The 13,959-nt window shown below is 72.3% G+C and carries 12 protein-coding genes; 5 read left to right on the forward strand and 7 right to left on the reverse strand.

Going from position 1 to position 13,959, the window contains the following annotated elements; translation table 11 throughout:
* The first annotated feature begins 145 nt into the window (after positions 1-145).
* Positions 146-319 (forward strand): hypothetical protein, encoded by a 174-nt coding sequence (locus ACIPSJ_RS36215; protein ID WP_165939545.1) that lies wholly within the window; start codon positions 146-148, stop codon positions 317-319.
* Positions 320-487: 168 nt separating this feature from the next.
* On the opposite strand, the gene ACIPSJ_RS36220 is transcribed toward ACIPSJ_RS36215, so the two are convergent.
* Positions 488-1,303 carry an inositol monophosphatase family protein gene (locus ACIPSJ_RS36220; protein WP_359210851.1) on the reverse strand — a complete coding sequence of 272 codons (816 nt, stop codon included), beginning with the start codon at positions 1,301-1,303 and terminating at the stop codon, positions 488-490.
* Positions 1,304-1,311: 8 nt separating this feature from the next.
* Positions 1,312-2,439: a ferrochelatase gene (locus ACIPSJ_RS36225; protein ID WP_401352278.1), complete on the reverse strand. Its 1,128-nt coding sequence runs from the start codon at positions 2,437-2,439 to the stop codon at positions 1,312-1,314.
* A 166-nt stretch (positions 2,440-2,605) separates the two neighbouring features.
* Here ACIPSJ_RS36225 and ACIPSJ_RS36230 point away from each other — a divergent pair, with 166 nt between their 5' ends.
* The 3 genes from ACIPSJ_RS36230 (at position 2,606) to sepH (ending at position 6,675) form a co-directional block, all read left to right on the forward strand.
* Complete coding sequence (locus tag ACIPSJ_RS36230) at positions 2,606-3,844, forward strand: MFS transporter (RefSeq protein ID WP_359210845.1); 1,239 nt, start codon at positions 2,606-2,608, stop codon at positions 3,842-3,844.
* Positions 3,804-5,123 (forward strand): D-arabinono-1,4-lactone oxidase, encoded by a 1,320-nt coding sequence (locus ACIPSJ_RS36235; protein WP_401352282.1) that lies wholly within the window; start codon positions 3,804-3,806, stop codon positions 5,121-5,123. The genes ACIPSJ_RS36230 and ACIPSJ_RS36235 overlap by 41 nt, the downstream gene beginning before the upstream one ends.
* 511 nt (positions 5,124-5,634) lie before the next feature.
* Complete coding sequence (gene sepH, locus ACIPSJ_RS36240) at positions 5,635-6,675, forward strand: septation protein SepH (protein WP_355709948.1); 1,041 nt, start codon at positions 5,635-5,637, stop codon at positions 6,673-6,675.
* Between the two features lie 65 nt (positions 6,676-6,740).
* On the opposite strand, the gene ACIPSJ_RS36245 is transcribed toward sepH, so the two are convergent.
* Positions 6,741-7,583: a sulfurtransferase gene (locus ACIPSJ_RS36245; protein ID WP_401352285.1), complete on the reverse strand. Its 843-nt coding sequence runs from the start codon at positions 7,581-7,583 to the stop codon at positions 6,741-6,743.
* Between the two features lie 314 nt (positions 7,584-7,897).
* Here ACIPSJ_RS36245 and ACIPSJ_RS36250 point away from each other — a divergent pair, with 314 nt between their 5' ends.
* Positions 7,898-8,701 carry a VOC family protein gene (locus tag ACIPSJ_RS36250; protein ID WP_401352288.1) on the forward strand — a complete coding sequence of 268 codons (804 nt, stop codon included), beginning with the start codon at positions 7,898-7,900 and terminating at the stop codon, positions 8,699-8,701.
* Positions 8,702-8,792: 91 nt separating this feature from the next.
* On the opposite strand, the gene ACIPSJ_RS36255 is transcribed toward ACIPSJ_RS36250, so the two are convergent.
* From ACIPSJ_RS36255 to ACIPSJ_RS36270, 4 genes are all read right to left on the reverse strand, one after another.
* Positions 8,793-11,204 carry an endonuclease/exonuclease/phosphatase family protein gene (locus tag ACIPSJ_RS36255; protein WP_401352532.1) on the reverse strand — a complete coding sequence of 804 codons (2,412 nt, stop codon included), beginning with the start codon at positions 11,202-11,204 and terminating at the stop codon, positions 8,793-8,795.
* 191 nt (positions 11,205-11,395) lie between these two features.
* Positions 11,396-12,040, reverse strand: coding sequence for a thymidine kinase (locus ACIPSJ_RS36260; protein ID WP_355709943.1), 645 nt, complete (start codon positions 12,038-12,040; stop codon positions 11,396-11,398).
* Positions 12,041-12,090: 50 nt separating this feature from the next.
* Entirely contained in the window at positions 12,091-13,284 is a 1,194-nt protein-coding gene (locus tag ACIPSJ_RS36265) for an alkaline phosphatase family protein (protein WP_401352291.1), read from the reverse strand.
* Complete coding sequence (locus tag ACIPSJ_RS36270) at positions 13,284-13,880, reverse strand: DUF5998 family protein (RefSeq protein ID WP_355709939.1); 597 nt, start codon at positions 13,878-13,880, stop codon at positions 13,284-13,286. The genes ACIPSJ_RS36265 and ACIPSJ_RS36270 overlap by 1 nt, the downstream gene beginning before the upstream one ends.
* Positions 13,881-13,959: the final 79 nt, after the last annotated feature.

Here is a 13,959-nt window from a genome sequence, read left to right on the forward strand (position 1 = left end):
GCTACAGCAGAGTGGACGATGGGGGTGTCCGGCACCGTCGCCGCCCAGCAGGGCAGCGCTGGGCACCCGCGAGAGACGTGATCGCCCCTTTCGAACGGCACACCCCCGTGCCACCGACCCACGACCCTGGACGAGGGGGCGCAGCATGGACGCATTCACGACGGGACTTCTGCAGCGCATAAAGGCGACCGAGTCCGACATCACCCGGGCTCGTGACGAGGGCGACGACTTCCTCGTCGAAGTGGAACAGGCCGAGCTCGACGACCTGCGCCGCCTCGCCGCCGAACACGGTGTGGAAGTCGGCGCGACCAGCGTCTGATCCAGCCCACAACGCACGAACAGGGCCCCGGCGAATCCAGCGCCGGGGCCCTGCCCGTACCTGATCCCTGCCCGCCGCGACCGCGTTCGATTCCTGCCGGACGCCGAGCGCCGGACACCGAGCGCCGAACGCCGGACACCGGTCTCCGGCGGCGGTCGCGGCGGTTCCTCAGTCGTGCCAGGCCCCGAAGTCCTCCAGCAGGCGCTGGAGGGGCTCGAAGACGCCCGGTGTACCGGCGACGGTCAGATCGCGGGACGGGGGCCCTCCGGGGCGGCCACCGGTCAGGGCGCCCGCCTCACGGGCGATCAGGTCCCCCGCTCCCCAGTCCCACGCGTTGAGCCCGCGCTCGAAGTAGCCGTCCAGTCGGCCGCAGGCCACGTCGCACAGGTCGACCGCCGCCGAGCCGCTGCGCCGGATGTCGCGCAGCAGCGGGATCAGCCGGGCGGCGACCTCGGCCTGGTGGGTGCGGACCGCGGTGACGTAGTTGAAGCCCGTGGAGACCAGCGCCTGGTCCAGCGGCGGGGCGGGCCGGCAGCGCAGCTCGCGCTCGCCCTCCCACGCCCCCGTGGCCCGGGCCCCGCCGCCGCGCACCGCGTGGTACGTCTCGCCGCGCATCGGCGCCGCCACGACGCCCACCACGGTCTCCCCGTCCTGCTCGGCCGCGATGGAGACCGCCCAGGTCGGCAGCCCGTAGAGGTAGTTGACCGTGCCGTCGAGCGGGTCGATCACCCAGCGGATCCCGCTGGTGCCCTCCGACGAGGCGCCCTCCTCGCCGAGGAAGCCGTCGTCGGGGCGGTGCCCGGAGATCAGGTCGGTGATCAGCTTCTCCGCCGCGATGTCCATCTCGGTCACGACGTCGATCGGGCTGGACTTGGTCCGGGCGACCGCGAGGTCGGCGGGGCGGCCGTCCCGCAGCAGCGCGCCCGCGCGGGCGGCCGCTTCGAGGGCGAGGTCCAGCAGATCCTGGTACGGGGCGTCGGTCACGGGGCTCCTCACGCGTAGGGGCTGTCGACGCCGGCCGCGGCCGGGCGGGGGGCACGGGCCGGGCAGCAGCCGACCGGGCAGAGGTCGTGGCTCGCGCCGAGCGCGCCCAGGGCGCACGGCGTGACCGCCCGCCCGCTCTCCGCGGCGGCCCGCTCCAGGACCAGGTCACGGACGGCGGCGGCGAACCTGGGGTCGTCCCCGACGGTCGCGGACCGCCGTACCGGCAGCCCCAGCTCCCCGGCCTTGGCCGTGGCCTCCGTGTCGAGGTCGTAGAGGACCTCCATGTGGTCGGAGACGAAGCCGATGGGGGCCATGACGACGGCCGGGACCCCGGCGCCGTGCAGGGTCTCCAGGTGGTCGCAGATGTCGGGCTCCAGCCACGGGATGTGGGGGGCGCCGGAGCGGGACTGGTAGACGAGCCGCCAGGGGTGGTCGACGCCGGTGCGCTCGCGGACCGCCTCGGCGATCAGCTCGGCCACGTCCAGGTGCTCCTCGACGTACGCGCCGCCCTCGCCGTGCGTCTCGACCGGGCCGGAGGTGTCGGCGGACGCGGTCGGGATGGAGTGGGTGGTGAAGGCGATGTGGGCGCCCGCGCGGACGTCCTCGGGGAGGTCGGCGAGGGACGCCAGCACCCCGTCGATCATCGGCTCCAGGAACCCGGGGTGGTTGAAGTAGTGCCGCAGCTTGTCGACCTTCGGCAGGTCGAGGCCCTCGGCCGCCAGCGCGGCCAGCGAGTCCGCGAGGTTCTCGCGGTACTGGCGGCAGCCCGAGTAGGAGGCGTAGGCACTGGTGGCGAGCACCAGGACGCGGCGGCGGCCGTCGGCGACCATCTCGCGCAGGGTGTCCGTCAGATACGGCGCCCAGTTGCGGTTGCCCCAGTAGACGGGCAGGTCCAGGCCGTGCTCGGCGAAGTCCTTGCGCAGGGCGTCCAGCAGGGCGCGGTTCTGGTCGTTGATCGGGCTGACCCCGCCGAACAGGAAGTAGTGCTGCCCGACCTCCTTGAGACGTTCCTTCGGGATACCGCGCCCGCGCGTCACGTTCTCCAGGAACGGGACCACGTCGTCCGGGCCTTCCGGGCCGCCGAAGGAGAGCAGGAGCAGGGCGTCGTAGGGGGTGGCATCGAGCGCGTCTGACATGTGCCGATCCTGCCACCCGGCGCTGACGGCCCGGAAACAGGAGCGTGAAGAGTCGGATTCGGGAGGTTTATCCCCAGTGCCCGGCGGGTGCATGAGGGTCCCCTTACTCGTAAGCTGTATCAGCCGCAATCACGCCTTACCGAGTACCGAGCCGTCGGAGACCCCCGTGCCCAGCCCCTACCGCGCCCTGTTCGCCGCACCCGGCACCAAGGGCTTCTCCGCCGCGGGCTTCGTCGGCCGGATGCCGCTGTCGATGATGGGCATCGGTGTCGTCACGATGATCTCCCAGATCAGCGGGCGGTACGGCCTCGCGGGCGCGCTCTCGGCCACCATCGCGCTCTCCGCCGCCGCACTGGGCCCGCAGGTGTCCCGGCTGGTCGACCGACACGGCCAGCGCCGCGTCCTGCGCCCCGCGACCCTGCTCGCGCTCGCGGCGGCGGCCGGACTGCTGTTCGCCGCCCGCTACGGAGGACCGGACTGGCTGCTGTTCGTGTGCTCCGCCGGGATCGGCGCGGTGCCGAGCCTGGGCGCGATGATCCGGGCCCGCTGGGCCGCTCTCTACCGGGGCACCCCGCAGCTGCACATCGCCTACTCGTTCGAGTCCGTCGTCGACGAGGTGTGCTTCATCTTCGGGCCGATCATCTCCATCGGCCTGTCCACGGCCTGGTTCCCGGAGGCGGGCCCGCTGCTGGCCGCCTGCTTCCTCGCCGCCGGGGTCTTCTGGCTGACCGCCCAGCGGGCCACCGAGCCGAAGCCGCACCCGCGCGAGCACCACGGTCGCGGTTCGGCGCTGCGCGCCCCCGGCCTCCAGGTGCTGGTGGCGACCTTCGTGGCCACCGGAGCGATCTTCGGGGCGGTCGACGTGGTGACCGTCGCCTTCGCCGACGAACGCGGCCACAAGGGTGCCGCCAGCGTGGTCCTGGCGCTCTACGCGGCGGGCTCCTGCCTGGCCGGGGTGGTCTTCGGCCTGTTGCGGTTCGCGGGGAAGCCGGAACGCCGGTGGCTGCTGGGCATATGCGCGATGGCCGTGAGTATGATCCCCCTCCTACTGGTCGGAAACTTGCCGCTTCTGGCCGTGGCGCTGTTCGTTGCGGGTCTGTCCATCGCGCCGACGATGATCACGACGATGTCCCTCATCGAAGAGCACGTACCTCGCGCGAAACTCACCGAGGGCATGACCTGGGTGAGTACCGGCCTCGCGGTCGGGGTGGCGCTCGGCTCCTCGGTCGCCGGCTGGGTGATCGACGCTGCCGGGGCCCGTGCCGGGTACGGGGTTCCGGCCGTGTCCGGGGCCGTCGCGGTCGCGGTCGGTTTCCTCGGGTACCGCCGGCTCAGCAGGCCGGTCACGGGTCGGGGAGGCATCGTTGGGCAGCACAGCGAGCGGGAAGAGCGGCACGTGGCGTAACTGGGGAGGGAATGTCACCGTCCGCCCCGCGCGGGAGGTCACGCCCGCCTCCGTGGACGAGCTCGCCGCGGCCGTACGGCAGGCGGCCGAGGACGGTCTGAAGGTGAAGGCGGTCGGCAGCGGTCACTCCTTCACCTCGATCGCCGCCACCGACGGTGTGTCGATCCGCCCTCAACTGTTGACCGGTATCCGCAACATTGACCGGCAGGCCATGACCGTCACGGTCGAGTCGGGCACCCCGCTCAAGAGACTCAACATGGCCCTGGCCCGCGAGGGTCTGTCGCTGACCAACATGGGCGACATCATGGAGCAGACGGTCTCCGGCGCCACCAGCACCGGCACCCACGGCACCGGCCGTGAGTCCGCCTCGCTCGCCGCCCAGATCAAGGCGCTCGAACTGGTCACCGCCGACGGCTCGGTGCTCACCTGTTCGGAGAAGGACAACCCCGAGGTGTTCGCGGCGGCCCGGGTCGGCCTCGGCGCCCTGGGCATCGTCACCGCGATCACCTTCGCGGTGGAGCCGCTCTTCCTGCTCGCCGCGCGTGAGGAGCCGATGCCGCTGGACCGGGTGCTCGCCGAGTTCGACCAGCTCCGCACCGAGAACGAGCACTTCGAGTTCTACTGGTTCCCGCACACCGGCAACACCAACACCAAGCGCAACAACCGCAGCGCGGGGCCGGCGCAGCCGGTGAGTCAGCTGGCCGGCTGGTTCGAGGACGAGTTCCTCTCCAACGGCGTCTTCCACGCGGCCCAGCTGCTCGGCCGCGCGGCGCCCGCCGTCGTACCGACGATCGCCCGGATCTCCAGCACGGCGCTGTCCGCGCGGAGTTACACGGACATCCCGTACAGGGTCTTCACATCCCCGCGCCGGGTGCGCTTCGTGGAGATGGAGTACGCGGTTCCGCGCGAGGCGCTGGTGGACACGCTGCGGGAACTGCGGGCGATGGTCGAGCGTTCAGGTCTCAGGGTGAACTTCCCGGTCGAGGTCCGCACCGCCCCGGCCGACGACATCGCGCTGTCCACCGCCTCCGCCCGGGACAGCGCCTATGTCGCCGTGCACATGTTCCGGGGCACTCCGTACCAGGCGTACTTCACCGCCGCCGAGCGCATCTTCACCGCCCACGAGGGGCGCCCGCACTGGGGCAAGGTGCACACCCGGGACGCGGAGTACTTCGCCGAGGTCTATCCGCGCTTCGGCGAGTTCACGGCGCTGCGGGACCGGCTCGACCCGGACCGGCTGTTCCAGAACGACTACCTGCGGCGGGTCCTGGGTCAGTGAACTCGCCCGGCGCCGGGGGCGCTTGCCCCCGGCGTCCGCCGGCTCCCCCTCGAACTTCCCTTCGCCTCCTCCCCCGTACCGGTTCCGGGAGGGGACGTACGGACGAAAACCATTAGTTCCGTTTCGGTGGATTGCGTGAAGTACGCCACGTTCAAGATCCCCCGAAGCGGGCAACCAGCGGCCGAAGAGCGGTTGTTGCCAGAAGTTGGGCGGCGCGCCAATCCACGCACGTGGCCCGAATGGAGTACTGTTTCGAGCCCTGGGTCCGGTCTCCCGCCAGGGCGTCCGGAGCCTTGCAGGACCGCCGGGAGGGGGCTAGTTGCACAGGGTGACGGAGTTGGTCACTTAGCGTTGCGAATAGGTAACCGTGCCATAACGGCGTTCCCGGGCCCGCGCCCGACACGCCGGGCAACTCGGCAAGGTTGTGGCAGGCTGCACCCGGGCAGGCCACACTCGACTAGCGGAAGCAGCGACGCACGTGACGTCGGCAGGCACCACCCGGGAGGTCCCCATGCCCGAACTGCGTGTCGTGGCCGTCTCCAATGACGGCACACGGCTGGTGCTCAAGGCTGCCGACTCGACGGAGTACACCCTTCCGATCGACGAACGGCTCCGTGCCGCCGTGCGCGGCGACCGGCCCCGGCTCGGGCAGATCGAGATCGAGGTCGAGAGCCATCTCCGGCCACGGGACATCCAGGCGCGGATACGGGCGGGTGCCAGCGCGGAAGAGGTCGCGCAGCTCGCCGGGATCCCCGTCGACCGGGTGCGGCGCTTCGAGGGTCCGGTACTGGCCGAGCGCGCCTTCATGGCCGAACGAGCCCGCAAGACACCCGTCCGTCGGCCCGGCGAGAACTCCGGTCCGCTGCTCGGCGAGGCCGTGCAGGAGCGACTGGTGCTGCGCGGCGCCGAGAAGGACACCGTCCAGTGGGACTCCTGGCGCCGTGACGACGGCACCTGGGAGGTCCTGCTCGTCTACCGGGTCGCGAGCGAACCGCACTCGGCGAGCTGGACCTACGACCCGCCCCGGCGGCTCGTCCAGGCGGTCGACGACGAGGCGCGCTCGCTGATCGGCGAGTCCGACGACCTCGCCGTACCGGAGCCCAGCTTTCCGTTCGTGCCGCGGATCGCGCGGCTGCCGCGCGACCGGCCGCTGGATCGCACCGGCGACCGGGACCGCGAGCGGCCGAGCCTGCCCGCGCAGTCGTCCGAACCGGTCGAGGAGACGACCGGCGAACGCGACTCGCTGACCAGCCTGCTGGAGGCGGTGCCGAGCTTCCGCGGCGACATGGTGGTCCCGGAGCGCCCGGCGGAACCCCAGCCGGAGGAGCCCGTCACGGAACCGGCGGAGGAGGAGCCCCCCGCCCCGGCGGCCTCGGCCGGCTCCGCCTACGCGGACGTCCTGATGCCCCGTTCGGTCGGCAGCCACCGCGACCGCCTGGTCGGCGCCACCGACCGCCAGGCCGAGGCCGACGGCGTCCGCCCCGGCCGCCGGGCCGCCGTGCCGAGCTGGGACGAGATCGTCTTCGGCACGCGGCGCAAGAAGCAGGAGTAGGAACGGGTCGTACGACCGTACGAGGGCGGGAGGCACGCGAGCGCGCCTCCCGCCCTCGTCGTGCGCTACTGCGGGTCGGGACCGACCGCGACCGGACGGGACGGGTCGGACGACCACTCCGACCACGAACCGACGTACAGCGCCGCCGGGATGCCCGCGACGGCCAGCGCCAGCACCTCGTGGGCGCCGGAGACGCCCGAGCCGCAGTAGACGCCCACCTCGGCCCCCTCCGAGGCGCCCAGGCCCTTGAAGCGGCCCTGGAGTTCGGCGGCGGGCAGGAAGCGTCCGTCCGGGCCGACGTTCTCGGTGGTCGGGGCCGACACGGCACCCGGAATGTGGCCGCCGACCCGGTCGATCGGCTCCACGTCACCCCGGTACCGCTCCCCCGCGCGGGCGTCGAACAGCACACCCGAGCGAGCCAGCCCGGCCGCCCCGTCCGCGTCGAGCAACGGCACGGCGCCCGGCGCCGGTTCGAAGTCACCCTGGACCGGCTCGATCAGGTCAGTCGAAAGAGCGCCCTCCCAGGACGGCAACCCGCCGTCGAGCACCCGCACATCCGGGTGACCCGTCCAGCGCAGCAGCCACCAGGCGCGGGCCGCCGCCCAGCCCTGCCCGCCGTCGTAGACGACGACCGGCCGGTCCGCCGAGACGCCCGCGCGGCGCATCGCCGCACCGAAGACGGCCAGGTCGGGCAGCGGATGCCGGCCGCGCTCGCCGGGCGCCGAGGCCAGTTCCCCGTCCAGCTCCACGAAGACGGCGCCCGGCAGGTGCCCGGCCGTGTACGCGGCCCGGCCGTCGAAGGCCGGTGTGCCGGGCGGGGTCAGCTGCCAGCGGACGTCGAGCAGTACGGGCGGGTTCGGCCCGGTCAGGTCGTCGGCGAGTTCGGTTGCGGTGATGATGGCTTCCATGGCCCCATCCTTACGCCAGGGGTGGCCGCGACGTCCAGGTACGACTACTCTGCTCGGCCGGACAGCCTCGATCACCGGGCGTACGGGATCGGGCACATGCTGTACAGCTGATGGACACCCGACGGCAATCGACCGGAAACGGGCGAGAAGCGGCAGACCAGGCATCCTCGCGGCGAAACCGCCCGCACGGGCGTGGACACCCGACGCCACGGAGGGTGCGGGAACCGGCACGGGGCGTGCCCGAAGCTGCGGCAGGACCGGTCCGGGGAGCGGAAGCGACACGGCCACCGCGAGGGGCCGAGGAGAGAGTGACGATGACCGAGGTACGGGGATCGGCGGGCGCGAACGGCGGGACACACGCCCGGCGCGCGCCCGGCACCCCCTGCTGGGTGAGTCTGATGGTGCACGGCTTGACCACGACCGAGGAGTTCTACGGAGCGCTGTTCGGCTGGGAGTTCCAGCCCGGACCCCAGCAGCTCGGCCCCTATGTGCGGGCCCTGCTCGACGGCCGGGAGGTCGCGGGGATCGGGCAGCTGCCGCCGGACCTGCACCTGCCGATCGCCTGGACGCCGTACTTCGCCTCCGACGACGTGGACCTGACGGCCGAGACGGTACGGCTGTGCGGCGGCACCCTGGGCGTCGGCCCGCTGGACGCGGCCGAGGCCGGGCGGATGGCCATCGGCTCCGACCCCTCCGGCGCGGTGTTCGGCATCTGGCAGGCCTCGGCCCACCTCGGCACGGCCGTCACCGGCGTCCCCGGCACACCCGCCTGGAACGAACTGCTCACCTTCGAGACCGGAAGCGTCACCAAGTTCTACGAGACGGTGTTCGGTTACGAGGAGGAGCCGGTGGTCTCCGCCGGCTTCGACTACGTCACCCTGCACGTCGGGGGCCGGCCGGTGGCCGGTATCCACGGCGTCGGCCTGTCGCTGCCCCGGGACCGGGGGCCGCACTGGCTGACGTACTTCGAGGTGGCCGAGGTGGACGCCACGCTGCGCGGGGTGACCGCGCTGGGCGGCCGGGTGCTGAAGCCGGCCCGGGACAGCGCGCACGGGCGGGTGGCCACGGTGGCCGACCCGGAGGGCGCGGTCTTCTCGGTGATCCAGAGCCCGCGCTGAGCCCGCGCCCCCGTCCGGTTCACCGGCGGCCGGTCCGGCATGGGACGGACGGTACGGACCGCGCCGCCGCCCCACGCCTCACTCGCACCGGTCAGTGCTTGCCGCACTTGTTGACGTCGATCCGCACGATCTGCGGGTCGTGGTCGCTGGCCTGGTCCGCGAACTCGGCGTTGATGTGCACCACGTCGTAGTCGAGGTGGGTCACCGCCGGGCTGGTCAGGATGTGGTCCAGGGTCTGCGAGTTGCCGTCGTACACATAGGTGTAGCGCTGGTCGGCCGGCAGGGTGGTGATCAGCGGCTTGAGGACGCCGCCGTCGGTGAGGGTGGTCACCGTCCGGGAGAACTCGTAGTCGTTCAGGTCGCCGAGCACCACGGCCTTGGCGTTCTTGTCGGCCGCGAGCAGGGACTTGACGAACGTGTTGACCTCGGCGGCCTGGGCCGCGCGCTGGGTCTCCGAGCTGCGGGCCGGCGGCTGGTAGCGGCCGTGCAGGGGCTGGTCGCCGCCCTTGGACGTGAAGTGGTTGGCGACGACGAAGACGGTCTCGCCGTGGAAGACGAACTCGCCCACCAGCGGCTTGCGGCTGCTGTCCCAGGCGTCGCTGGTCGGGTCGATGCGGCCCGGGGAGTACGTCAGCTGCGCGCCCTTGCGGGTCTTGACCACGCTGGTGCCCGTGGTCGCGTCGCCGCCGGGCCGGTCCGTGAAGGAGACCCGCTTGGGGTTGAAGAGGAAGACCTGCCGGATGTTGCCGCCGGGCTCGCCGCCGTCCTGGTCGTTCTCCGGCGAGATGTAGCGCCAGGAGTAACGCGGGCCGCCCGCCGCCCGGATGGCGTCCGTGAACCGCTTCAGGGTCGCCTCGGCGGTGACGGTGCCGTCGTCCGTCGCGCCGTTGTCGTCCTGGATCTCCTCCAGGGCCACGATGTCGGGCGAGTTGAGGTTGACCGCGACGCCCTCGGCGAGCCGGTCGAACTTCTCCTGGTCGTCCAGCGCGTCCAGGTTCTCCACGTTGTACGTGGCGACCGCCAGCTCGTCGCCCTTCTGGCGGCGGGTCACCTCGCGCTTGAGGCCGTTGTCGACCAGGGTGCCGAGCTGGGTGGCCTGGACGTTGTAGCCGCCGTAGGTGGAGTAGTCGAGCGGGCCGGTGGTGGTACCGGACAGCTCGTCGCCGACGTCGGCCGCCGGGAAGGCGGTGGTGGTGTCGAGGGACATCACCTCGATACCGCCGGTGTTGGGCTGGTCGTACGAGGAGTAGAGGGTGCCGCCGCGCGGGGTCGGGTTCTCGTCGGGCTTGACCGTCACCCACAGCTCGCCGTACGCGTCGGAGGCGCCGACCACGCGGGCGTCGGAGAACGTGGTCCGCATGCCCTCCAGGGACTCGTAGAAGTCCTGGGCGTAGACGGTCGGCTGGAGCGCCAGCGACTCGATGCTCGCGCCGTCCGCGGTCGGGATGTAGGCGTCCGGTACGGCGGCCGCGTCCAGGGTGACGGCCGCGGGCAGCGCGTTGCCGCTGGAGAGCACGGTCGTGGTCGGGCTGCCGATCTCGGTGACCGACTGGCTGGTGCTGCTCGGGTAGTACTCGCTGACCTTGCCGCTGACCAGCACCGAGTCGCCGACGGCCACGGTGGGGACGGCCGAGCCGGTGTACACGAAGACGCCCTCGCTGGTGCGCGGGTCGGCGTCGGGCGTCGGGTCCTGGATCCAGAAGCCCTTCGAGCCGGAGGTACGGACGCCGGTGACGATGCCCGGCACCTTGGCGACGGTCTGCCCGGCGAGCGGGGAGAGCCGGGTGGTGCCCTGGATGTCGTGGACGCGGACGGTGCCCGGCTGGGTCGGGTCGTCGTCGCCTCCGCCGTCGCCGTCGCCCGAACCGGGGGTCTGCCCCGCCGAGTTGACGGGCGAGGGGGTGCCCGAGGCGAGGTCCGCCGCGTTGTCGTCGGTGTCGGCCAGGGTGGCGGCCCGCGCCACGGAGGCGGTGTTGGAGGCGCCGGTGGCCGGGCCGGTGCCCTCGCGGACGACGGCGGTGCCGTAGCCGACCAGGTCGACGATCCGGCCGTCGGCCGCGCAGTCGGCGGCCGTCTTGCAGGTCAGCGCGGTGGAACCGGAGACGAGGGCGATGGTGCCGGTGGTCGCGCTCATCGCGATCGAGCCGGTCGCGTCCGCGGTCGGCAGGGCCGTGGTGCCGCCGGTGCCCTGCGCCTCGGCGACCAGGAAGCGGCCGCCGGGGGCGATCGAGCCGGTCAGCTGGGTCACCTGCCACTGCGAGGACGAGGACGGCGAACCCGGCAGGTACTGCACGCTGTAGCCGGCCAGGTCGTACGCGGCGGACCCGGCGTTGCCGAGCTCGACGAAGTCCCGGGTCAGGGTCGCGCCGGAGTTGCCGCCACCGCCGTACACTTCGGCGATCACCGCGGTGGCGGACGGAGCGGCGTACGCGGCGGGGAGGGCGGTGATCGCGAAGGCGCTCGCCGCGCTCACGGAAATCAGCGGGTAGGCGGCGCGGCGCATGCGGGATCTGCTCGCTGCGGGTCTGGACACGCTGGCGGTCTCCTCGGACGTCGGATGCTTCAACACGCCGCCGACCGACGGCGCTTGGACCGGTCGTGTGGGGGGAGTCGGCTCAAGTTACGCGCGTAGAGACGGGATCGCCAAGGGCTCCTGGGTTAAATCCAGGAAACAGCGGGGTGGTTCAGGTGGCCCTACGGGACCGGCAGGACGTCGGGCGAGAGGGCCGCCGCCCGGGCCGTCGCGCTCGTCATCCGCTTGCGGTGGTGGCGTCGGCACAGCACCTCGTAACCGACCTTCCCGGCCGAGCCGTTGACGTCTCCGACGACCACCTGGGCGCCCTCGACGACCATCTCGCCGTCGACCGTACGGGCGTTGTGGGTGGCGCGGGCGCCACACCAGCACAGGGCCTCCACCTGGAGCACCTCGACCCGGTCGGCCAGCTCCACCAGCCGCTGGGAGCCGGGGAACAGCTTGGAGCGGAAGTCGGTGGTGATGCCGAACGCGTAGACGTCCAGGCCCAGATCGTCGACCACGCGCGCGAGCTGGTCGATCTGCTCCGGCGCGAGGAACTGCGCCTCGTCGGCGATGACGTAGTCCGCGCGGCCGCCCTGGGAGAGGTGGTCGACCAGGTAGGCGTACAGGTCCTGGCCGTCCTCGACCTCGACGGCGTCCGTGACCAGGCCGAGCCGGGAGGACAGCTTGCCGTGGCCCGCGCGGTCGTCACGGCTGAAGATCATGCCGACCAGGCCGCGGGCCGACCGGTTGTGCTCGATCTGCAGAGCCAGGGTCGACTTCCCGCAGTCCATCGTTCCGGAGAAGAACACCAGCTCGGGCATGGGGAGTTGAGCACCTTTCGGTTTCGGTGGGGCGATAGCGGACGAGGGTGTCAGGAGCGTACTTCGAGCAGCGGGACGAGCTGCTCGGCGGGGGTCATCGAACCGTGGTTGCCGACCATGGCCGACTCCTTGGGCTCCCGTTCGGAGGCGATGATCAGAACGTCGTCGTGCGCGGCCGCGACCACGTCGCCGATCCGTTCGCGGACCCGCCGGTCGAACCGGTCCGGCGGGCCGAACCAGCCGGCCGCGATCGCCTCGTCCCGCGAGGCCACCCAGAACTGCTCCCCGAGCACCTCGCGCCAGCAGGTCAGCACGTCGTCCTCGGCGCCCGGCACCGCGTAGACGTGCCGGGCCCGGCCCTCGCCGCCCAGCAGGGCGACCCCGGCCCGCAGCTCCCAGTCCTCGTCGAAGTCGATGCGGTGCTGCTCGTCGAACGGGATGTCGACCATGCCGTGGTCGGCGGTGACGTACAGCGCGCTGCGCGGCGGGAGCTGCTCGGCGAGCCGCTGGACGAGCCGGTCGACGTGCATGAGCTGGCCGCGCCAGGTGTCGGAGTCGACGCCGTAGCGGTGCCCGGCGCCGTCCAGCTCGGCGTAGTACGTGTACACCAGGGAACGGTCGGCGGCGGCCAGCTGCTCCGCCGCGAGGTCCATCCGCTCCTCGCCGGTCAGCCGACCGTGAAACGTTCCGCCGCTGAGCGCGACCTTGGTGAGCGGGGTGTGCTGAAAATGCGGGGAGGACACCTGGGCGGCGTGCACCCCGGCGTCCTGGGCGAGCTGGAAGACGGTGGGGTACGGCTGCCAGGCGGCCGGGTCGGTCCAGGGCTGCCAGCGGAGCTGGTTCATCAGCTCACGGGTGGCCGGGTTGCGGACGGTGTAGCCGGGCAGGCCGTGCGCGCCCGGCGGCAGGCCGGTGCCGACGGAGGCCAGGGAGGTCGCGGTGGTCGCCGGGTAACCGGCGGTGATCGGCCGTCCCGTCCCGCCGCGCGAGCTGCCGAGCAGCGAGGTCAGCAGGGGCGCCTCGTCGGGGTGGGCCTTGATCTGCTCCCAGCCCAGTCCGTCGATCAGGAAGACGCAGTTGCGGTCGGCCGCGGACAGTTCCGTGATCGACGCGGTCATTCCGGGGACGGCCATGCCGGCGGCCAGGGTGGGCAGCAGGTCGGCGAGGGAGCCGCTGCCGTACTCGGGCAGCGGCGCGGAGTCGAGGGCCAGCGGTTCCGGGTGGTCCCAGGCGGCGTACGCCATCAGCGCGTGACGTCCGCGGTCGCCTCGGAGATGGCCTGGGCGAAGGCGAGCGCCTGGCGCACCGTCTCCGGGCCGTCCCCCGCCTCGCTGACGCGCAGGCTGAGGTCGTCGGCGGTGGAGTTGCCCGTGTAGCCGTGGTCGGCCTCGCAGTTGGGGTCACCGCAGGCGGCCGGCTCCAGGTCGATGCGGGAGACCGCGCCCCAGCCGATGGTCAGCACGATCTCGCGGGGCAGGGTGCCCGGCGTGTACTGCTCCGGGTTGGCCACGACCCGGCTGACCACGACCGACGAGATCCGGCCGAGCTTGACCGACTCCGTCGAGGTGGTGGCGTACGGGGTCGGGGAGGTGTTGTCGGCGGCCTGCTCGTCGGTGTGGCTGACGATGAAGCGGTTGCCGGTGAGGACGAGCACGGTCACATGCCGCCGGACCTCGTTCTGGTCGAACGTCGTCTCCTGGTGGACCAGGTACGACCGGATCGGCTCGCCGCCCACGGCGGCCTCCACCGCCTCGGCCACGAGGGCCGGGTAGTAGCCGCTGCGCTCGATCGCGACGCGCAGCCCCTGGGTCGTCGTACTGGTCTTGGCCATGGCGTCCATCTTAATCCGTGGGCAAGGGGACCCGGGCCAGTCGGGAGGCCCGCTTCGAACGCCGTCGGCGGGGGCGGGCGTTCGCTCC

It is taken from the genome of Streptomyces sp. NPDC090088 (assembly GCF_044747345.1).
GTDB lineage: Bacteria > Actinomycetota > Actinomycetes > Streptomycetales > Streptomycetaceae > Streptomyces.

What these genes read in the sequence shown, in the direction of transcription:
- ACIPSJ_RS36215 (WP_165939545.1), top strand. Translation starts at nt 146, where the DNA reads ATGGACGCATTCACGACGGGACTTCTGCAGCGCATAAAGGCGACCGAG.
- ACIPSJ_RS36225 (WP_401352278.1), bottom strand. Translation starts at nt 2,439, where the DNA reads ATGTCAGACGCGCTCGATGCCACCCCCTACGACGCCCTGCTCCTGCTC.
- sepH (WP_355709948.1), top strand. Translation starts at nt 5,635, where the DNA reads ATGCCCGAACTGCGTGTCGTGGCCGTCTCCAATGACGGCACACGGCTG.
- ACIPSJ_RS36245 (WP_401352285.1), bottom strand. Translation starts at nt 7,583, where the DNA reads ATGGAAGCCATCATCACCGCAACCGAACTCGCCGACGACCTGACCGGG.
- ACIPSJ_RS36250 (WP_401352288.1), top strand. Translation starts at nt 7,898, where the DNA reads ATGACCGAGGTACGGGGATCGGCGGGCGCGAACGGCGGGACACACGCC.
- ACIPSJ_RS36255 (WP_401352532.1), bottom strand. Translation starts at nt 11,204, where the DNA reads ATGCGCCGCGCCGCCTACCCGCTGATTTCCGTGAGCGCGGCGAGCGCC.
- ACIPSJ_RS36260 (WP_355709943.1), bottom strand. Translation starts at nt 12,040, where the DNA reads ATGCCCGAGCTGGTGTTCTTCTCCGGAACGATGGACTGCGGGAAGTCG.
- ACIPSJ_RS36265 (WP_401352291.1), bottom strand. Translation starts at nt 13,284, where the DNA reads ATGGCGTACGCCGCCTGGGACCACCCGGAACCGCTGGCCCTCGACTCC.
- ACIPSJ_RS36270 (WP_355709939.1), bottom strand. Translation starts at nt 13,880, where the DNA reads ATGGACGCCATGGCCAAGACCAGTACGACGACCCAGGGGCTGCGCGTC.